The organism is Jeotgalicoccus meleagridis (assembly GCF_903994045.1).
GTDB lineage: Bacteria > Bacillota > Bacilli > Staphylococcales > Salinicoccaceae > Jeotgalicoccus > Jeotgalicoccus meleagridis.
Genome location: NZ_CAJEWD010000003.1, coordinates 225,783 through 245,877, shown reverse-complemented (window position 1 = coordinate 245,877; position 20,095 = coordinate 225,783). Strand labels below are relative to the sequence as shown.

Below are 20,095 nucleotides of genomic sequence, written 5' to 3'. Positions count from 1 at the left end.
AATATCCTAATTATTCTGATATACGTAAATTATTAAGTATCCGCATAGAAAAACGATATGCCGAAGCGTATCACAAGTAGTGCGTGTTAAGACACAATACGCACATGTGTTAACCACAGAGGGATATCATAAGTGATGCGAAGTTTAATTAAAATTAAAAGGAAGCCAGAAATGGCTTCCTTTATTTTATGTCTCATTTAATTTCCTTAAAAGCTTGAAGTATTTGCTAAAGACACAGGTGCTGATGAATTGATTATTGTCACTTACACTTATGATCCAGAAAAACGGAAACAATCGATGGAACTGCTTGCTGACTTGTGGTTCTCTCTTTATTTAACTATCAACACCGTAATTTCTCCTTGATTTGCCACATTAATTACTTTTTCTTTCGGCGTTCCATTTTCATATTGTATCTTGTAAGGAATATTGTTCATTTCATATACTTCAATAATTTTCGCCAGTTTGTCATTTTAATGTGTGAATTACTGCCACTCGGCATACTGTGTAGTATATTATCTCTCGCATCGGACGGGTCTAAGACATATTGTCACCGTCGTTTCTTCATTGATGAAATTTAATGATCCTTCTGCTGCTCTCAGACTGTTTTCCGAACCGTCTGCAGCGAGCAATATTGATTTATACAAGGTGTATTCCTTCTTACAGTAGATAAATATACTATTCTTTCGCTCTTAACAGTCTTAATCCGTTTAGGATAACGAGTATCGTTGATCCTTCGTGGAAGAGCACTGCTGTTGGTAGATTTAGGAGTCCGAATATATTTAATAATACAAGTATAACAATCACACTAATAGAGAAGATAATATTTGCTAAAATAATGCGATTGAGTCGATTACTTAACATGAAACTATAGAATAGTTTTTGTAAGTTGTTTTTAACGATTACGACGTCTGATGATTCCATCGCAACGGATGATCCGCTTCCCATTGCAATACCGATATCAGCGTTTGCCAGTGCGGGTGCGTCGTTGATTCCATCTCCGATCATTCCGACAATCTTACTCTTCTTCTGACTTTCATTTACAAAGCGTACTTTGTCCTCAGGGAGACATGATGCGGTGTAGTCTGTAATGCCCACTTCTCCAGCAACTTTTTCTGCAACAGTTTCATTATCTCCTGTTAAGAGTACGACTTCAATGTCAGAGTTTTGGAAGTTTTCAACGGCATGTACTGCTTCATCACGGACTTGGTCTGCCAGCGAGAAGAATCCAGTAATTTGTCCACTCTCTCCGACAAAGATATTCGTATTTCCAGCAATGATTTGATCTCTGTAGTTCGATGGGTCTGTGTAGTCTTTAAATGAATCGGGTTTACCGACGATGATATCGCCTTTCTTCATTCCGCTGCCGACGATTTCTTCTACTGGTTCACTGTGATCGACACTATCTAAATCTAAAGTTTTAAACTTCTTCACAATCGCTTCTGCGATCGGGTGACTCGAGTGTTGTTCAATCGTTACCACTTCTTTTAATGTATCTTCATCCGCTGCATATTCTTCAACGACGAAGTCACCGTATGTGAGTGTTCCTGTCTTATCACTATATAGAATGTCCATCGTGCTCAGTGCCTCCATCGCGGCACCGCCTTTAAACAGAATACCGTTTTTCGCACCGTTACTAATTGCACTCAGTGTCGCTGGTGTTGCCGATGCAACGAGCGCACACGGGCTTGCTACTGTCAGCATGACCATTCCACGGTAGAATGATTCTTCAAATCCTAAATTATTAAAGAAGTAAAGGATAGCGATAAATACCGGTACCCCGATTAAAACAGAGATTACATATTTGGATTCAATTCGATCGATGGTTTTCGATAGTTTCGATGGTCTTTGTTGTGCTTCTTCAACCATACGCACGATATTCGAGAAGATTGTATCATCACTCGTTTTCGTTACAGTTAATCTAAACGAGTTGCCATCGTTTACCGTACCGGCAAATACTTCTTCTTCCTTTTCTTTTACAACCGGAACAGATTCCCCTGTCAGCGCTGCTTCGTTGACCGATACTTGACGGTCTGCCTGTCCATCGATTGGGATTTGTTCCCCTTTAGCAACAAGGACGATATCGCCTTGGATCAGTTCTTCTGTAGGAACTTCCGTAATTTCTCCATCAGCCCCGATTCTACTTGCTGTTGAAGGAAGGTGGGACATCAGTTCAGAAATGGCTTTTGTGGATTTACTCGTCGCGTAGTTCTCAAGCACTTCAGCACCCGCAAAGATTAGAAGTAACAGTGCACCTTCTGACTCATAATTGATGATGACTGCACCAATGGCAGCAAGAATCATCAGTAAGTCAACGTTTGGTGAACGTTCTCTAATTGTCTCGATGACCGCATTTTTAGATGCATAGAAACCGAGGAAGAAAATTGCAATGTAAAATGTAATGGTACTGTAGATACCCTCTACCGGCATCAACGCAAATCCGAGAATTATAGAGATAATCCCTGCAACGAGAAACTGTCCCTGCCTGTTTGTAAATAAGTAGTTGAACATGATAAAAATCCTTCCGCTTAGATTTCCTTAAGGCTGTCTGAAAAATAAAAATCTTCTTATATATATTGTATCGTATATAGCGTTTTATTCAATGAATATACCCCGTATATGTATATAGATTTACAAAAAAACTCTGCTACATTTTGTCTGTAGCAGAGTTAATATTTTAATAATCTATCACTTGTTCAAGCTTACCGTCGTTCATTTGGAACACGCGGTCACAGTATTCAAGCATACGTTCATCGTGTGTCACCATGATTGCTGCTTTATTGTGTTTTTTCACACCGTTAGAAATCAGTTGAACGATTTCAGGTTTCTTAGAGTTTTCATTGATATATGTCCAGCGTGCTTCTTTTGGCACCCAGAAAATATTCTCTGCCATATGTTCATCTTGAATCAGTTCAGCATTTTTCTCTTCAAATGCATCTGAGACATACTTTAAGAAGATTAATCCAAGAACCACACTTTTATATTCTGAGGCATCCATTCTTCCTCTGAGTTTATCAGCGGCTTGCCATAATTTCTCTTCTACTATATCTATTAACTACAATTCTATAATACTTAAAGTGAATATGTAACTAGGAGACAGTGAGATAAAGCATGCAAAAAATTAGGGGATGGGACAAAAGTCTTGAAGATATAGAAAAATAATAGATAGCCGGACGTTAGACTTCTAGGAAATAGCATCTGCGTGAGACTATAGGCACACAGATACCCCAGAAAAGCTAACGTCCGGCTTATTTTTGAAGGGAATGGTTTTGTCCCAGCCCCTAAAATTATTTAAGAAAATATATCTTATTCTGATATTTGATCTAATAAATTATAGAATGAGTGCTGTTTATCACGTATAGTACCGAGGGACCGTCTTATTCCATGTTTTATAAAAGCATTGCTCATTATTACTATAACCCGTCATTTCATTGTATAGGTAATAGTTATCAGCATCACAACTCATAACACAAATGATAATTTCATCATTTTCTAGCACGAGTATGTTATGTAAAAAACTTAACATAAACATTAATTTAAGGAAAGGTAATGTGATATTTAACTGCCTTTACGTTTTTCAATCCTTCAAGAGTCTAGATATTATATAGGAACATAAGGAAATCTGTGAAGGTATTATTGATAGGCTGATTGAAGGAGAAAACAAAGCTAGAGACCTAGAATTATAATATAAACCTCTCCTCCTACTCATTCATCAGTCAACCTTTGATAAGTCATGATGCGGCCTCTAAATCAACGGTACTTGTTTTAGGTAAAACATTGGCAGCTAAAGGATTGGAGCGTGGTATTACGGTAAATATGTTGGCGTTTGGTGCTTTCACAGCATTGTCTGGAAGTATGGAAAACGAAGAAGGAAGCGTCAGGGAGAACGAATTGGAGCTGAACGGGTTTCACCTGCTGTTTTGTGGTTATCTCACAAAGATAATCAATACAATGGTAAAATTTTTGAAGTGGCGGCAGGTAGAGTCGCTGAGAACTTCGTTGGTTCCAACAAAGGCTACTGGGATAAAAATCTTACAGTAGAAAAATTATTTGAAAATGAAGAAGTTATTCTAGATCAAGATGGATATAAGAGTTTAGAAAATACAGTTGAGTTATCGAAATGGATGACTGAGGACAACACTGGTTGGTAACCTATTTACCAGATTATCATAATATGAATGTTGTTTTTAATCCTGCTAGAGTACATTACTTTAGTGGGATTATTCTTGTTTATGTATTGAAAACTAAGAATGAGATTCAATCAAATTACTAAACGTTCGCATAGAAAAACGATACCCGAGAGTTATCACAAGTGATATGTACATCAAGTAGTGAAAGAAGACCTAATGACAATTAAGTAATTAGGTCTTCTTGGTATAATTAATATCAGTATTAATTATTTGAAATGTCTAGGAATTTCTTCAACGTCTTTCTTTTGATTAGAAATCAAATCAAAATTGTAAGGCATTGGAGCAACTTTTACACGTATTGGCATCTGACGCGTACCAGGAGTTCCCCAAATTAAGATTAATTCAGTACCTATCTCAGCGTAATCTGGATTAATGAAACCAAGGGAAATCATACGATTATAATTATAAGAGACTATGCGACCTGTGCTCATACCAACGTCTATACCCTTATGTTGTACTCGATCGTTACGGTAGACAGTTTCACCGGCAAATGAATTACCTGGAAGGTTCATATCGGATTCACCAGCTATTGATTCAGCAGCCTCTTGATCTGATTTGAACTGAGTAGCAAAAACAGCACCTATATCATCGGCATTCCATTCCAAAGTGACAGCCGTACGTTGAGGATTTTTAGCAATCTTCTCAAGTGCTTCTTTCCCTCTAAAATCATGATTAAAATTTACTAAGAATCCCCAGCCAACGTCATAAGGCGTTACAAAACGTTCATGTAAGTTATCACCTAAACTACCTTTTAATGTACGGTTAATGTTATAAGATGCTGCTTGAGGATTGTCATACATATATTCTGTCATTTTTTCATCAGATTCAAACCATGGAAGTGGGTAATGAATATGAATGTTCGGGAATCCTGCTTCCGTATGGTTAAACAAATTATAAGCGTGCATGCCTAACTTTTCTGCGCCAAATTTTTGTCCACTCTTCCAGACTTTTGCGTAAACTTCGTCAAATTCTTCTATCGGACCATGAATTTCATAACCTAAGTTACCTGACATCCCAAGTCTGATAATTTCAACTTCTTTTTCACCTAGCTTAGCCTTACGGTGACGTGCAAACTTAATATCATGCAAATCAGATTGGAAAGCATCTTCTAGAATCTCTAAAGATTTTTCTCCTGCAATTTGAATAAAGTATTCTTTTCCTGTCATGTCAATACCTTCAATATCCAAACCACTTTCTTTAACGTAATGATCAATTGGTGGGTTTAGCCAATAAGTACGATAATGATCTTCACCTATTTTGATAACTACTCCATCAGTTAATACATGGCCATCATCATTGCAAAGAACCGCATGACGCAAGCCCTTCTCAGTCAATTTACTGAAGTCATTTATAGCAATTGAATTTAAAAATTTTACAGAGTCAGGACCTTTGATATCATATATGGGCGAAATCATTAGCGTTGTTCCTATCCAGGCGGTTTTTGGATAACTTGTAATTTCATGTTTTACTCCACCAAACTCATAAGGGAGTAATATTCCGGGTGCCATTTGAAACAATAGAGTTGCGGATTCTAGAGCTGGTGAATTTAAATTATAAATACCGCTCGATTCTCTACCAGTTTGTACACTGAAATCTGCTTTTTTATCTGACAAAATAAATTCCTCCTGTATTCATTGTTAAATATAACTTTATGATGAAAATAATTAGAGTAAGTATAGACGGACAATAGATGTTATATTCATTATAAGAATATATGTAAGTGCTTGCATTATAAAAACTGTTCAATAAAGTGGAGCTTTTTCGTCAATATTACCCAATTGCAAATAGGAAAGGATTTTTTTGATGCGTTTGAATATATATATTATTTCTGAGTATCTACAAAGCTTTAATCCAGTTCTCCAGACCTCAAAAAATTTAAAACTAATAATTGATAGAAGTAGAATTATTATAGATAAAACAGATTTCGATCATAGAGTTGAAACTCTTTATATAATGCCAGCAGAATATCATTCTACTTTTATGAATGAATTTAAAAAGTATAATTTTATTGTTGTTGGGGATTTGCCAAAAGGTGTGGCAATTGAAGATTGTATTTATATAGCCCAAAATGTTTCTCTTTCACTCATCGCAGATTTAGTTAATGATTGTTTTCAGAAATTTAATTTATGGGAAGAACAACTGAAACAACCATTTATGCAATTAAATAATAGATACACATATCCATTACAATCTTTTATGAAGATTGCCACGAATATGCTAAAAAACCCCATCGCTATCTTTGATATATCTTCAAAGCTTTTATTTCATGAAGGTAAATTGCCGAAAAATATTGAAGGTTCAATTTGGGAAGAGATTTTAGAAAATCAAGCTTTTGATATAGAATTTCTAGATTTTGATGAGCAAAAAAAAGTATATAGAGATTTTTCAAATGCTGGAGATAGAATTCCTTCTACAATACAAGAATATGGTGATAGTGAAAAAATTGCCTATCTAATATTATTTCAAGATAATCAACCTTTCGCTACCATAGGAATGGCTGATATCACAGCTCCTATCACAGATGAACAGTATTCAATTTTCTATCATCTGAAAACTGTACTTGAAAATGTGAATGATTATTACCACATTTTCTTATTACAGGATTCATTCCCCAACTATATTTTAGAAAATTTATTGCGTGGAGATATGGGAGAGAAATCAGTTCTTGAATACCATTTGAATAACCTAAATTGGAAAATTGAAGATAACTATCAACTGATAAATATTACGACTACGAAAAAAGAACCTATGTTGCAGACAGACATTATCACCCTCACTCAGAGGTTACAGAAATATTTCCCAACTGCTGTCTTTTTTCCATATAAGCAAACCGTTCTGGCGATTATAAAAGTTAATGAAGAAAGTATCAGTGCGAACCAAAACTTTAATCAGTTTTTATTGAATCATCATTTATTAGGTATAGGCAGTACTAATTTTAATTCATTTTTACGACTTAACTATGCATATAAGCAAACAGAAATTGTATCTCAACTAGACTTAACATCCGTTAAGACATCTCCTTTGATTTTAGTAGAAGATATTTATGAGAAATTTTTTGTTAAGTTTCTCCAACAAATTCCTAATTACGAGAGTACGATACACCCTATGATTTTTAGGTTATATAAAAAAGGTGATATCAATTTAGAAAATTTGGATATACTTAAATCATATTTACTGAATGGTTGTAATACATTATTAACGGCCAAAAAAATGCATTTTCATCGTAATACCCTGTCATACAGAATTAAAAAGATAGAAAGCCGACTCGATCTGTCTTTAAATGACTTAGATAACCAACAAGTAGTTTGGTTGATATTATCTTGCTTAATCATTCAAAACTAGACTCATTGACTGTATAGTCTTCGGCTAGTGATTATGTCTTCTATAATAATATGAGGAGGTAATGAAACAAGAAACATATGATATTTACAGAGTTACGCATCGAAAAACGATACGCCGAGAGTTATCGCAAGAGATGTAACTTTTATTAATAATTACCTTACATTTTTGGAAAATATATGGATTTATTTTTAGGGATAGAGATAATAGATGTAGTGATGCATGCCCATTTCAGTGGTATATAAAATTGAAGATGAACTTGCAATCACATAATTTTCTTGAAAACTGAGGAGGGTAATTATGAAACGATTGTTGATGTTGATTTTTGTTTTAGTACTTGCACTTTCAGCTTGTAATCAAGCAGCAGGAGAATCAGATGAGTCAAACACTGAAGAGAATAGTGTCTCTGAACAAGAAAGTGAAGATACATCTGAAGAAAGCACAGATGAGGAAGCGAGTGAAAACGATGAAAGTGAAGAAGCGTCTGAAGAGTCCAGCACTGAAGAGAGTGATGACTCTGAACAAGAAAGTGGAGACTCATCTGAGGAGAGCACAGATGAGGAAGCAAGCGAAGAAGCGTCAGATGAAACAGATGAATCAAATATCGAAGAGAATGAAGATACATCTAGTGAAAATGCAACAGAAGAAAACCAAGAAGAAGATACTGCAACTATAGAAAAACAACAGGCTTACGAAAGTCTTACTGATGCTGACACCGTTGCCATGGCGATACAGGATGAATTTGTGAGTGATATTAGTGTGACAGCAAGTGAATTATTGAATGGTTCATTTGAACCTACTGGTCCAGGACCATCTACAGTTGAAGAAGTAAGTCAATTGGTTTTAACACCTGAAGATTACAATACGTTCCCTGGCATGACGGAGCAACAAAGAGTTTATCGAGTATCACCAGCTAAGGCTAATGCGGTTGCACTTATGATTGTTGATAGTGCAGCAAATGAGGTTGTTGTGACAGGCACACAATCTTTTTCGACCTATGAAGAGCTAAGACAAATTGGAGCAATCTATAATATCGATCAGTTATTTGAAACATATTACGGAGATCCTACCTTCAATGAAACTGCTGCAAGGGTCGTCTTCTCTCAATAAATAATAATTAGATACGAATATAAAATAAGGCCGTACTTTAGACTTCTAGGGATTCCCCTAAAATGCTAAGGTACGGCTTATTTATAAATTAAATATATGATTCTGTTAGTTCTAAAAATTCTTCAATATCTTTATGCACTGAATCCAGTGCTTTTTGCCAGAATTCTGGTTTTCTTAGGTCAACATTTAAGTGTTTTTCAGCGAGGTCTTCTGTCGTCATGCTCGCAGTATCGCGAAGTAGTGCAATATAGTCATCTTCAAGTAGCGTTTCGTCTTCTAAGAAACGGTTGTATATACCTAGGCTGAAAAAGTATCCAAATGTGTACGGGAAGTTATAGAAAGGTACACCTGTAATATGGAAATGTAACTTTGTTGCCCAGAACATTGGATGGTATGAACGAAGTGCATCTTGATAGGCTTCTTTTTGTGCATCTTCCATCAGTTCTTGCAGTCTATTGCTGTCTACAGTACCTTGTTGGCGTTCATCATATAAATTACGTTCAAATATATAACGTGCATGGATATTCATCATAAAGGTCGCACTTCTAGCAATTTTTTCATCTAGTAGGTTGATTTTTTCTGCATCTGACGTTGCATTTTCAATCGTTGCATTTGAAACGACAAGTTCTGCAAATGTAGAAGCTGTTTCTGCAACGTTCATTGCGTAACGTTGGTTAAATAGTGGTAAATCACGCAGGACATAACTATGGAATGCGTGTCCGAGTTCATGTGCGAGTGTTGACACGTTGCTTGTGCTACCGGCAAAGGTCATAAAAATACGTGACTGTTTAGATTCAGGAAGATTTGAACAGTATCCACCTGGACGTTTTCCTGGACGATCTTCCGCTTCAATCCACTGCTCTTCAAAAGCTCGACGTGCCATCTCTGCCATTTTTGGACTAAATGATTTAAAGTTATCGATAATAAATCTTGCTGCTTCATTATACGTATACTGCTTATTCGTATAATCACCTACATCAACACTTGCTGAAACATCGAGCCATCCTAATTGATCAACACCAATGAGTTGTGCTTTTCGTTCAAAATATTTTTTGAAAGGTGTTTTATTTTTTGTAATAGTATCCCACATCGTATCGAGTGTTTCTTCTTCCATACGGTTGTAGTCTAGTGGTACTTTCATATAATCTTTATAGTCGTGAAGTTCATAGTCGTTTAAACGGAAGCCTGATAAATGATTTAGCGTTGTAGAGAATAAATCAGCTTTTTCCGCCCATGTTTCTTCCCAAGTTTTTAAAAGTTCTTCACGATTTTTTGGATTTTCTTCTGACTTCATCTTGTTTTCAAATTGACCTGCTGAATAATAAACAGTTTCATTATCTTCAGTTACTGGAACTTGAATAGAAGCAACGAGTTGATTGTACATATTACCCCAGCCCTGTAAGCCGTCTAGTGATAAATGATTGATGATTGTTTCTTCTTCTGTTGATAGTAAATCTTTTTCTTTTTGTCGTATTTCTTCTAACGGGAAACGCATCGGTTTAAAGAAATCATCTTCTAACAGTTTGCTAAACTGATCTTCAGTCAACGCACTGATCTTTTTATTTAAAATAATATTCTGTGATGAGAGGTCTTTACGTAAGTTTGCAACTGCATTTAAATTCTGCATTGCCTTTTGATCGGTAACATCCGCAGATACTAAACCATTTGCAAAGCTTCCCATCTCACTAAGCGCATTTGAAATTTTTTCGTAGTGTTGTAAAATCCCCTTCAGTGCCGTAAAATCATTTGAATTTTCGTCTAGCACCCAATTATCGAGTTCGTAAGAAAAAGTTGCAATACTATCTCTTACTTCTGATAATCGTTTTTGGAAAGCTTCAGACGTACTTCCACCAGGAAACACACTCTCCATATCCCATTTTTGTTTGTAGTTCATTAATTTTCTCCCCTTCTAAATTAAAACTGTGGTTATTTTTATCATACAGTAAATAGATGTAGAGAAACATCAATCACTTCAATTAAAATATTGGAAAATAGTTTTTATGAGATAGTATTACTTTAAGAGTGATGCTCTCATTAGAACATCCCAACTAAGAGATAAATGGCAGTTCCCCAAATAAACAGAGCTGAAGCTTTATTGAAAATACTCATTAGGAAATAGTGATTATCTAACCGCTTCATGACTGATCCTGCAATAGTTAACCCTATAAACCAAACCCAAGAAACTGCAATACAAGAAATCGTAAAAGTAATTAAATCTATTCCCGTATAGTTCAAAGCACTCGTCCCAATTACGCCTACAATGTCCAATATTGCATGTGGATTGAGTAAGGAAACGGACATTGCGAACAAAATTTGCTTTTTAGTAGACAAGGCTTTGCCTTTGGCAGAGGTAGCTGGTGTAGATTTCCAGATAGAATACCCCATATATATATTAGAAATAAGATTCCTATTGTCATGATGCCAATTCTTAGCCATTCAAATTGAAGAATGATAAGTGATAAACCAAAAATTGCCAAAAGTATTAATAAAGTATCACATAAGGCAGCGGTTATTGTAGCTGGTAATGCATTTCGAAGTTTTGGTTGAGTAGCGCCTTGTGTAAATAAAAAAACATTTTGCACGCCAAGTGGCAAGATTAAACCGATAGCAAGTATAACGCCATGTATAACAGCTTCCATATTTTTATCCTCCTTTCATTAATACTTTAACTATGCTAAAAGTATTATAGAAGAACCAATTGGATGGTTTTTTAACCAACCAATTTTAAAAAGGAGTTTTTTAATGCACTGGAAACCTGATAGAAGCTCTCACCTGACTATACATACACAGATTATTGAATGGATAAAATCACGCATTGATCGAGGAGATTGGTTAATTGGGACAAAACTACCTACACAACGACATTTGGCAGAATTACTTGGAGTGAATCGAAGTACAATCAATAACGTTATGGAAGAATTAAAAGCAGCTGGACTAATTGAGTCAAAGATAGGTTCAGGCACATATGTATCTAATAACTCATGGAATGTACTTTTAAGTAAATCTCAGCCTAACTGGCAGCAGCACATTGAAATGAGTATACATAAGGCGAATTATCATACGATACAGTTGATTAATGACTATGAACAAAAAGAAGATATTATTCGATTGGGAACTGGAGAATTGTCACCTGATTTACTTCCTTCTAAAAAGATTGAGGAATCTTTAAAAGAGATACAATTGGATGGTAGAGCTATTGGATATTCTGAGCCACAAGGCAGCAAGAAGCTACGAAGAATTTTGAGTGACTATCTAAATAAAAGAGGTATACAAGCAAATATTGACAACATACTGATTGTTTCAGGGGCACTTCAAACACTTCAATTAGTTTCCTTAGGATTACTTGAAGAAAACTCTATAATTTTTCAGGAAGCTCCTTCTTATTTAAATTCTATACATACATTTCAGTCTGCAGGAATGAATATGATAGCTGTGCATAGAAATGCTGAATTGAAGAGTACATTAAGAAATATCAAAAAGAAAAAACAATCCCTGTTCTACTGCTCACCAACGCTTCAAAACCCAAGTGGTGGTAATTGGAGTATGGAAGAAAGACAGAATTTTTATGACACGTGCAAGGAGTTAAAAATACCAATTATTGAAGATGATGTTTATCATGAATTGTTATTTGAGCAATCATTACGACCAACCTTAAAATCAATTGATGATTCCGGTCTAGTATTGTATTTAGGAAGTGTATCAAAAACACTCAGTCCAGGGTTAAGAATAGGATGGGTAGTAGGCCCAGAGGCAGTCATAAAACGCTTAGCAGACATTAAAATGCAGACAGACTATGGCTCCAGTGCGATTTCACAAGAAATAGTCTCCTACTTTCTATCATCCGGAATGTATGAAACACACTTAAGTGACTTACGTGAGAAATTGAAAGAAAGAGCTGAATTTACAGAAAGAATCTTAGCAGAAAATTTTTCAGATATTGCTACATGGAAAAAACCTAAAGGCGGTTTTTATATATGGTTGCGATTTAACAAAGCTATAGTGAATAAGCAATTATTCTTGAATCTGATTAAAAGAAATATACTTATTAATCCCGGTTACATTTATGACTCTACTGATTATCACCATATTCGTCTTTCTTATGCTTATGCCTCTTTTGAAGAATTAGAAACTGGCTTAGCTATTTTAAAAGAAGAAACAGAGAAATACTTTTGTTAAGTATAGGTCAGTCCTCGCCCACATTTGGTTAGTTCTACAGAAGATGTGGTAAATAGTAAGTAATATAAATTTAGGACGTGATGAAGTGAATAAGAATGATGCAATTGAAAAAATTACTGAAGTTCTGAATGAATCTAAGGTTGGAGTTTGTTCTACTGCTAAAGATAATGTGCCGAATTCACGGTATATGTGGTTTTACAATGACGGTTTAACCTTATATGCGAAAACAAATGAAAAGTCTCCAAAATATGAAGAGATTTTGGAGAATCCAATTGTGCATATTTTATTAGGCTACAATGATGGCAATAATCACGATTTTGTTGAAATTCTTGGAGATGTGGAGATAACTGACGATCAAGAAATTATTGACTGGATGTGGGAGGACCTTGATAGTGTTTACTTCGATAGTCCCAAAAACCCTGACTTAACAGCCTTAAAAATTACGCCTAGAAAAATGAAATTCATGGATGATTCTAAGGAACATCATACATTTGAAGTAGATTTAAAAGGAGATGAAAACACTTGATAGCATACGTATGGGCAGAGGATGAAAACAGATTAATTGGTGATGGAGATGCACTGCCTTGGAGATTGCCTGCAGATGTAAAGTTCTTTAAAGATATTACCATGCGTGGTGACATCGTTTCTGGACGAAAAACTTACGAAACTATTCCACGACGACCACTACCTGGGCGTCGAAACATAGTTTTAACTTCAGATGAAAACTATGTAGCACCGGGAGCGACTGTCGTTCATTCAAAAAAAGAGATTTTAGATATTGCAAAGAAAGATGGTAAAGATCTATATATCATAGGTGGTAGTTCGTTATTTCTAATGTTTGAAGCGGAAGTCGATGAACTTTATCGTACAGTGATTCATGACACTTTTGATGGCGATGTGCACTTCCCTTCATCATTTGATTATGACCAGTTTGAAAGAGTCGAATATTGGTCAGGTCCTGTTGATGAGAAGAATAAACATCCCCACACTTATGAGATATGGAAAAGAAAATAGAGGAGACTCAATTTTAAATGACAATATTTTCAATTGGGCACTATAACTATAGTTTAGACACTTTTCTTAAAATGTTAGAAAAAGCCAAAATAACAAAAATTATTGATGTGCGAGCATTTCCATGTAGCAAAAAGCATCCACAATATAACCAAGATACTTTTCAATCTTGGTTGAAAGAACATGATATTAAATATGGGCATATTACCGAACTTGGAGGAAGAAGAAAAGTTTCTTCTGAAGTTGGCGAGAACTTAAATGCAGCTTGGGAGAACCAATCATTTCACAATTATGCAGATTACACTTTAACGAATGATTTCAAACAAGGGATCAAAAAGTTGATGAAAGAAAGTGAAAATGATGTTGTTGCTATGCTGTGTGCAGAACGCCATCTTTCAAGATGTCATCGCTTGATTATTAGCAACTGGTTAGAAGCACACGACACAAAAGTAAAACATATCATTGTCAATAAAGATGAAATCAATATCGTTCCACATAAATTAGGGCAATGGGGTGCGATGCCTATAATTGAGGATGATGGTGAAGTTGTATACCCTGAACAAAAAAACGGGACTAATTCAGATTAGTCCCGTTTCTTATGCTGTTTTTACTCGAATACTGCATCAACTACTTTTTCTGATGATCTTCCATCATCCCAACTGCAGAACCTTTCGTAAAATTCATTATATCGATCCTTATACTTCTCGCTAACTTCATCGATGTTTTCAATAGCATTCATCACGTCATCATTATCCATGAGTAGTGGACCTGGTAGTTCTTTTTCCATATCGATGTAAAAGCCACGTAGCTGTCCTTGATATTTTTCAATATCATAAGTGTAGAACAAGATCGGGCGTTTTAAGTTGGCGTAATCGAAGAATACTGATGAATAATCAGTGATGAGTATATCAGACATCAAGTATAATTCACTAACATCACTGTATTTTGATACATCGTAAGCGAAGCCTTCTAAGCCTGTTAAATCCATATTTGAAGCAACAAGATAATGCATTCTAAGTAAGATGATATATTCATCTCCAAATTGTGCTTTCATCTTGTGTAAATCGAGGCTCAAGTCGAACTTATACTTTCCAACTTTGAAATATTCATCGTCACGCCATGTTGGTGCGTATAAAATAATTTTTTTATCAGTTGGAAGCGCGTTTGTTCTTTTGAGTCTATTGATGCTATCTTCATCATTATAGTTTGTCAAAATATCATTTCTTGGATAGCCTGTTTGAAGCATTGTATTATTAAACCAAAATGCTCTTCTGAAGATATCAGAAGAATATTGGTTAGGTGCAATCAAATAGTCCCATTTATCAGTTTCACGGTTAAAGTTCTTCTTATAACGCTCAGCATTTGTACCTGGCATATGGACACTAGACATGTCACCGGCCAGTCTTTTAAGTGGCGTACCATGCCAAGTTTGGAGATATGATTGCTCTTTTCTCTTGATGTATTTGTTCGGCATTCTTACGTTACTCACGATGTATTTTGCTCTTGCGATATAGTAATAATACTTGAGTGAGAAACGTTTAACAGTTTCAGGGTTACCTGGTATATTGGTGCGTTCGTTCATCACCCATATGAATTTATAATTACTTTTGTGTTTAAGCATATATTCATAGATATATTTTGGACTATCTGAATAAGATTTACCTTGGAAACTTTCAAAAACGACTAGGTCGTCCTTGATTTTCATATTGTTAAACACTCGCTTATAAAGCAAATCTTTTCGGCCTTTTTTAGAAGAAATACCATTTTTAATGTCTCTTAGAAAGTGATTAAAATTGCTTAGTTTTCGGAAGTTGCTTATATTGTTAGATTTTATTACTTTAACATCATTTTTCAGTATGAAATCTTTATTTTTTAAACGTTCCGGATCGATTTTATTTATGCTTTCAACTAAGCCTGAGAAGTATCGTTCGATAGTTGAATCATCTTTAAATTCCGCTACCAAACGTTTTCTGTAAAAGTTAAGCAGTTTATCGTCTAGATATTTTTGTCCTTCTTCACTTAATTCATCTGTTCTTAAGTAATTATAAACACCGAAAAGATCAGGCGTCAGCTGTTTTAGAGAAGACTGCCTAAGAGAAGGATTGTTGATTGGATCATTCCCTCTTCTTCTGAAGTAAATAGCCTCGTAAGAATAAGGAATGACTTCAACTATTTCCATCAATGGAATCATGAATGTAAGGTCTGAATAGGTTTTGAATTGTTCAGAAAATCGTAAGTTCATACTATCGATGAACTTTTTAGAAATCATAAAGTTGATTGCTGATTCTGTTCTGAGCAAGTTGTATCTGTTGGTTGAATACATTTTTGTTTTATTTGTACCGGGTAGTATGACGACAGAGCTCGTGCTGAAGTCTGTTGATTTCATTCTGCCTCGGATGATTGGAAATTCTCCGATATTATCAGTCATTAGCTGTAGCATGTTTTCTGATATATAATCGTCGCTATCAAGGAAATATATATAGTCCCCTTTAGCTTCTTCAATTCCGATATTACGTGCAGCACCTACGTAAATACCTACAGGTGTATTAATGAATCTATATCTTTCATCATTCAAGTATTCATCATCAACCACTCTTTTCAATGAATCTATATCTGAATGGAGTATTAACACCTCAAAATTTGTATACTTTTGATTTTTTAAAGATTCCAAAGCAGTATTTATATATTGTTCATTTTTTTCTGCTGGAGTGATTACTGAAATTAGTTTGTTCATGGTTATTGTTCCTTTCTTATCTGTTAAACAGCTGGTCCGTGAAAGAAAACCATAGTTTTTGATAGATTTCCTTGCTGAATTTCGTTTGTATTGTTCTACCTGCTTCACTACCCATCTGTTGTGTTTTTTCAGGGTGTTTAAGCATTTGTATGATTCTTTCTGATAACGCTTCTATGTCATTTTTTTCTATTAAGAAGCCATTTATCCCGTCTTCAATCATATCAGAAGGGCCATATCTGATGTTATAACTGACAACAGGAGTTTTATTCGCCATACTTTCCATAACTGCAAGAGAGAACCCTTCAGCATTAGAAGTTAAGACGGATAAACCACCACTTTGATAAATTTCTTCAGGATTCTGAGTATAGCCTTTGAGCAGTACATTTTCAGTGAGATCAAGTGATTTTATCAGTTCGGCATATTCCTTCTTCTCTTCTCCTGAGCCCCAGATTTCTAATGTTGCTTCAGGAACTTCTTTAACGACATTTTTAAAGGCCATGATGGTATGGTCTATATTTTTGATACCTGAGAATCTAGATATGACTATAACTTTAGACATGTCCCTTTGACTATTGTTTTGTGTCATATTGCTAAATATGGATTTTAAACCTTTGATTTTAGAACTATTCACTTCATAATAGTTAGGAATGACATGGATTTTATCCTCATATCCATAACGATTAACTATATCATTTTTCTGTTTCTCTGTCAGGACGACAAGTGCGTCGACATTTTTAATATTTTCTATAGCAAAGCCATTCCGTTTGTTTAATTCAGAAGTAGGATCATCAGGATTTTTAAGGTGGTTACTGTGCATACGCAGTGCTGTTAGAGTTTGTGGGTGTTTCAGTTTGACGAGCAACTCATCAGTACTACGTGTATCAGAAATAGCCATTACTTTTGAATTGGATTCATTTAAGATACTGTTCAGCCAGTGAAGTTTATGAGGTACCGTGTCACCTGTTGTTTCACTGATTATTTCATTATTAGCTCCGAAGTGGATGACCCGACTGACTTTTCCACTAGCAGGTTCATTCCAGAAACTTAAGAAGGCCTGACCTGTTTTATCGAAAAACAATTGCTGTCTGCCCTTATTCTCTTCAAAGCTGAAATATTGTACTCTGCTTAAATGACCGTAATAGTTGTAATTCTCACGTCTTGTTCTGTAGCGATTTTCATTGAAAAAATCGATGAAGTCAAGAGTGTCATCATCACGGAGAGCGATATATTTCTCATAGAGGCCATTGTTATAAAGTCGATATGCATTATGCTTCTTTCTCTGAGCTATGGCATAATCTTTTGCATAATCGGAAATCTTTACTTTCATTTTTCGAATGTTGACCTTTTCTTTTTCACTGTAAAGAGCCATCTCTTCAAACATGTTACGGATGATGACTTTTTCGCTAACTTTCCCTGTTTCTTTAAGCTTTTTACAAATGACAGGAAAGCGAGGTTCATAATGGAAGGTTAGAATTTGAGTATCATAACCATTATCGGCAAAAGTACTAGCCTGTCTTAAAGATGCGTGAGTCAATCCACCTCTGTTTACATCTATAGAATTAAGTAGAAAAACAATCCTAGGTTTCATAAAATCATCCTTATCTGCTCATTGTTCATTAAAGTATTATTATTTTACTATGGATATATAATAAAAGAAAAACTATAACGTATATTTTTTAAAGTCTTACCCTTCATTCTTTACCCTAATTTCACATTTTTAAGTAAATATCAAATAGCCAAACCCACTTGGGATTTGGCTATCTTTCTATCATGATAAAAAACCAAAGGATATGAAGTATTCACTTAACCCACAAAAATCTCAGCTTTTGAAAATAGTACCGCTTCTCCTGCTAAGGTCACATTGTCCCCTTGATATCTTGTATACAGCATTCCCCCACGTTCTGAAGCTTGATATGCAACAATTTCCTCTTTGTTTAACTCTTTTGACCAATACGGCACAATATGACAATGTCCTGAACCACACACTGGATCTTCTACTACATTTAGTTTAGGTCCAAAACTTCTGGAAATAGAGTCTATGTCACTATCATTACCAGCTGCTGTGACGTGTAACAACAAACCGTCGAGTTGTTTTACTTTATCCATATCTGGCTGTATGTTCGTGACTTGTTCCTGGTCTTTAAACACACATAATAAATCTCGTCCTATATATACTTCTTCTGGTGTGTCCCCTAAAGTATCAATGATTTCTTGTGAAACATCTAAAGACTTCAATTCATAAGCTGGAAATGTCATACGATAAAGTTCTTTCTCTTTAGTCACTTCTAAATCTCCACTAAGCGTAGTAAAAGTAATGTCTTTAATATCTTTATCTACAAAGTTCATGATGACAAAGGCAGTAGCGAGTGTAGCGTGACCACATAAATTTATTTCTCCACCTGGAGTAAACCATCTTAACTGATATTTATTTTCGTTTTTCACTGCAAAAGCAGTTTCTGATAAATTATTCTCTTTTGTGATGGCAAGCATGGTTTCATCATCCAACCATTTGTCCATTATGCATACTGCAGCTGGGTTACCTTTGAAAACTTGGTTTGTAAAAGCATCAACAACATACTGTTTCATCTAAGCACTCCTCAACTATAATTCTCTTTATTTAGCATACTAAAAAATTCCTCATAAGCTAATTTAACTTATGAGGAAGATAATTTTATGAGAAATATATGTTATTGCCATTGAAAATATTAATCTGCCTGCATACCACCATCAACGTTATACAGGGACCCTGTAACGAAAGAAGCATCATCAGATGCTAAGAAGTATGCTACTTTTGCAACCTCTTCAGGAGTACCAAAGCGACCGAATGGGATGCCTTGTTTAAGCGCTTCTCCTGATTTTTCAGGTTCACCTGGAGATAAGTTATTTTGAATATCTGCCAGCATGTCCGTATCAATCGCAGCTGGTGCAATCGCATTAACCCTAATATTGTGTGGTGCAACTTCTAAGGCTGCAGTCTTCGTTAAACCAGCTACAGCATGTTTAGAAGCAATGTAACCTGCCATCCCTGCAGATCCTATATAAGCTGCGTTTGAAGCGGTATTCACAATACTACCAAATCCTTGTTTTTCCATTTGAGGAATAACAAATTTTAGACCGAGAAAAATACCTGTTGTATTAATCGACATAATCGTATCGAATTCATTCTTATCTAATTCCTTTATAGGTTTAAAAGGACCATTGATGCCTGCATTATTATAAAAAATATCTATGCGACCAAATTTATCAACTGTTAAATCAACAAAGTTTTTCACACTATCTACATCAGTAACATCACCAACAATTAATTCAATATCTTTACTATCAAGGTTTTTCTTCGCTTCAATCAGCGCTTCGTTTTTTAAATCGACAAGTACAACTTTATTACCCTTATCTAAATGTTCTTTCGCAATAGCTTGACCAATTCCACCGGCACCACCTGTGATGAGTACAATTTTTTCTGTCATTATTGCAAAACTCCTTTATAGTTAGTAATTTAAGTATAGGAATGATTAGATAGAATAATCAAAATATTAGCTTG

The 20,095-nt window shown here is 35.2% G+C and carries 14 protein-coding genes and 2 pseudogenes; 7 read left to right on the top strand and 9 right to left on the bottom strand.

Translation table 11 applies throughout. The annotated features are described in order from the left end of the window. Positions 1 to 675: 675 nt before the first annotated feature. Together JEOSCH030_RS01370 and JEOSCH030_RS10870 are read right to left on the bottom strand one after the other, a co-directional pair. Positions 676 to 2,508, bottom strand: a complete 1,833-nt coding sequence (locus JEOSCH030_RS01370; RefSeq protein WP_185124836.1) for a heavy metal translocating P-type ATPase — start codon at positions 2,506 to 2,508, stop codon at positions 676 to 678. 226 nt (positions 2,509 to 2,734) lie between these two features. Next, positions 2,735 to 3,049 (bottom strand): annotated as a pseudogene (locus tag JEOSCH030_RS10870) (type I restriction-modification system subunit M N-terminal domain-containing protein); the annotation flags it as partial. 868 nt (positions 3,050 to 3,917) lie between these two features. Here JEOSCH030_RS10870 and JEOSCH030_RS01360 point away from each other — a divergent pair. Beyond that, positions 3,918 to 4,148, top strand: a complete 231-nt coding sequence (locus JEOSCH030_RS01360; protein WP_185124835.1) for a hypothetical protein — start codon at positions 3,918 to 3,920, stop codon at positions 4,146 to 4,148. Positions 4,149 to 4,393: 245 nt separating this feature from the next. Here JEOSCH030_RS01360 and JEOSCH030_RS01355 read toward each other — a convergent pair whose 3' ends face one another. Beyond that, positions 4,394 to 5,800, bottom strand: a complete 1,407-nt coding sequence (locus JEOSCH030_RS01355; protein ID WP_208454271.1) for an aminomethyltransferase family protein — start codon at positions 5,798 to 5,800, stop codon at positions 4,394 to 4,396. Between the two features lie 340 nt (positions 5,801 to 6,140). Between JEOSCH030_RS01355 and JEOSCH030_RS01350 the strand changes: the two genes are divergently transcribed. Beyond that, positions 6,141 to 7,529, top strand: coding sequence for a PucR family transcriptional regulator (locus JEOSCH030_RS01350; protein WP_208454270.1), 1,389 nt, complete (start codon positions 6,141 to 6,143; stop codon positions 7,527 to 7,529). A 297-nt stretch (positions 7,530 to 7,826) separates the two neighbouring features. Continuing rightward, positions 7,827 to 8,636 carry a hypothetical protein gene (locus JEOSCH030_RS01345; protein WP_185124833.1) on the top strand — a complete coding sequence of 270 codons (810 nt, stop codon included), beginning with the start codon at positions 7,827 to 7,829 and terminating at the stop codon, positions 8,634 to 8,636. A gap of 88 nt (positions 8,637 to 8,724) precedes the next feature. Here the strand turns inward: JEOSCH030_RS01345 and JEOSCH030_RS01340 are convergent, their stop codons facing one another. Both JEOSCH030_RS01340 and JEOSCH030_RS01335 read right to left on the bottom strand, forming a co-directional pair. Further along, positions 8,725 to 10,530: a M3 family oligoendopeptidase gene (locus JEOSCH030_RS01340; protein WP_185124832.1), complete on the bottom strand. Its 1,806-nt coding sequence runs from the start codon at positions 10,528 to 10,530 to the stop codon at positions 8,725 to 8,727. 140 nt (positions 10,531 to 10,670) lie between these two features. Next, positions 10,671 to 11,275: pseudogene (locus tag JEOSCH030_RS01335) on the bottom strand (LysE/ArgO family amino acid transporter). A gap of 103 nt (positions 11,276 to 11,378) precedes the next feature. Here JEOSCH030_RS01335 and JEOSCH030_RS01330 point away from each other — a divergent pair. The 4 genes from JEOSCH030_RS01330 to JEOSCH030_RS01315 all read left to right on the top strand — a co-directional run bounded on the left by JEOSCH030_RS01330 (position 11,379) and on the right by JEOSCH030_RS01315 (position 14,410). Then, positions 11,379 to 12,812, top strand: a complete 1,434-nt coding sequence (locus tag JEOSCH030_RS01330; protein ID WP_185124831.1) for an aminotransferase-like domain-containing protein — start codon at positions 11,379 to 11,381, stop codon at positions 12,810 to 12,812. A gap of 85 nt (positions 12,813 to 12,897) precedes the next feature. Then, positions 12,898 to 13,338 carry a pyridoxamine 5'-phosphate oxidase family protein gene (locus JEOSCH030_RS01325; RefSeq protein WP_185124830.1) on the top strand — a complete coding sequence of 147 codons (441 nt, stop codon included), beginning with the start codon at positions 12,898 to 12,900 and terminating at the stop codon, positions 13,336 to 13,338. Beyond that, positions 13,335 to 13,826: a dihydrofolate reductase gene (locus tag JEOSCH030_RS01320; RefSeq protein ID WP_185124829.1), complete on the top strand. Its 492-nt coding sequence runs from the start codon at positions 13,335 to 13,337 to the stop codon at positions 13,824 to 13,826. The genes JEOSCH030_RS01325 and JEOSCH030_RS01320 overlap by 4 nt, the downstream gene beginning before the upstream one ends. Positions 13,827 to 13,843: 17 nt before the next feature. Further along, entirely contained in the window at positions 13,844 to 14,410 is a 567-nt protein-coding gene (locus JEOSCH030_RS01315) for a DUF488 domain-containing protein (RefSeq protein WP_185124828.1), read from the top strand. 20 nt (positions 14,411 to 14,430) lie between these two features. Here the strand turns inward: JEOSCH030_RS01315 and JEOSCH030_RS01310 are convergent, their stop codons facing one another. The 4 genes from JEOSCH030_RS01310 to JEOSCH030_RS01295 all read right to left on the bottom strand — a co-directional run bounded on the left by JEOSCH030_RS01310 (position 14,431) and on the right by JEOSCH030_RS01295 (position 20,021). Further along, on the bottom strand, positions 14,431 to 16,557 hold the full coding sequence (locus JEOSCH030_RS01310; RefSeq protein WP_185124827.1) for a bifunctional glycosyltransferase/CDP-glycerol:glycerophosphate glycerophosphotransferase: 2,127 nt from the start codon (positions 16,555 to 16,557) through the stop codon (positions 14,431 to 14,433). A gap of 16 nt (positions 16,558 to 16,573) precedes the next feature. Then, positions 16,574 to 18,145 (bottom strand): glycosyltransferase, encoded by a 1,572-nt coding sequence (locus JEOSCH030_RS01305; RefSeq protein WP_185124826.1) that lies wholly within the window; start codon positions 18,143 to 18,145, stop codon positions 16,574 to 16,576. A 215-nt stretch (positions 18,146 to 18,360) separates the two neighbouring features. After that, the gene (locus JEOSCH030_RS01300) at positions 18,361 to 19,143 is read right to left on the bottom strand and encodes a PhzF family phenazine biosynthesis protein (RefSeq protein ID WP_185124825.1); all 783 of its coding nucleotides are present in this window, start codon (positions 19,141 to 19,143) and stop codon (positions 18,361 to 18,363) included. Between the two features lie 119 nt (positions 19,144 to 19,262). Beyond that, positions 19,263 to 20,021: an SDR family NAD(P)-dependent oxidoreductase gene (locus JEOSCH030_RS01295; protein ID WP_185124824.1), complete on the bottom strand. Its 759-nt coding sequence runs from the start codon at positions 20,019 to 20,021 to the stop codon at positions 19,263 to 19,265. Positions 20,022 to 20,095: the final 74 nt, after the last annotated feature.

Excerpts from the sequence above, each read along its gene's own strand:
- JEOSCH030_RS01370 (WP_185124836.1), bottom strand. The coding sequence starts at position 2,508 with ATGTTCAACTACTTATTTACAAACAGGCAGGGACAGTTTCTCGTTGCA.
- JEOSCH030_RS01350 (WP_208454270.1), top strand. The coding sequence starts at position 6,141 with ATGCCAGCAGAATATCATTCTACTTTTATGAATGAATTTAAAAAGTAT.
- JEOSCH030_RS01345 (WP_185124833.1), top strand. The coding sequence starts at position 7,827 with ATGAAACGATTGTTGATGTTGATTTTTGTTTTAGTACTTGCACTTTCA.
- JEOSCH030_RS01340 (WP_185124832.1), bottom strand. The coding sequence starts at position 10,530 with ATGAACTACAAACAAAAATGGGATATGGAGAGTGTGTTTCCTGGTGGA.
- JEOSCH030_RS01330 (WP_185124831.1), top strand. The coding sequence starts at position 11,379 with ATGCACTGGAAACCTGATAGAAGCTCTCACCTGACTATACATACACAG.
- JEOSCH030_RS01315 (WP_185124828.1), top strand. The coding sequence starts at position 13,844 with ATGACAATATTTTCAATTGGGCACTATAACTATAGTTTAGACACTTTT.
- JEOSCH030_RS01310 (WP_185124827.1), bottom strand. The coding sequence starts at position 16,557 with ATGAACAAACTAATTTCAGTAATCACTCCAGCAGAAAAAAATGAACAA.
- JEOSCH030_RS01305 (WP_185124826.1), bottom strand. The coding sequence starts at position 18,145 with ATGAAACCTAGGATTGTTTTTCTACTTAATTCTATAGATGTAAACAGA.
- JEOSCH030_RS01300 (WP_185124825.1), bottom strand. The coding sequence starts at position 19,143 with ATGAAACAGTATGTTGTTGATGCTTTTACAAACCAAGTTTTCAAAGGT.
- JEOSCH030_RS01295 (WP_185124824.1), bottom strand. The coding sequence starts at position 20,021 with ATGACAGAAAAAATTGTACTCATCACAGGTGGTGCCGGTGGAATTGGT.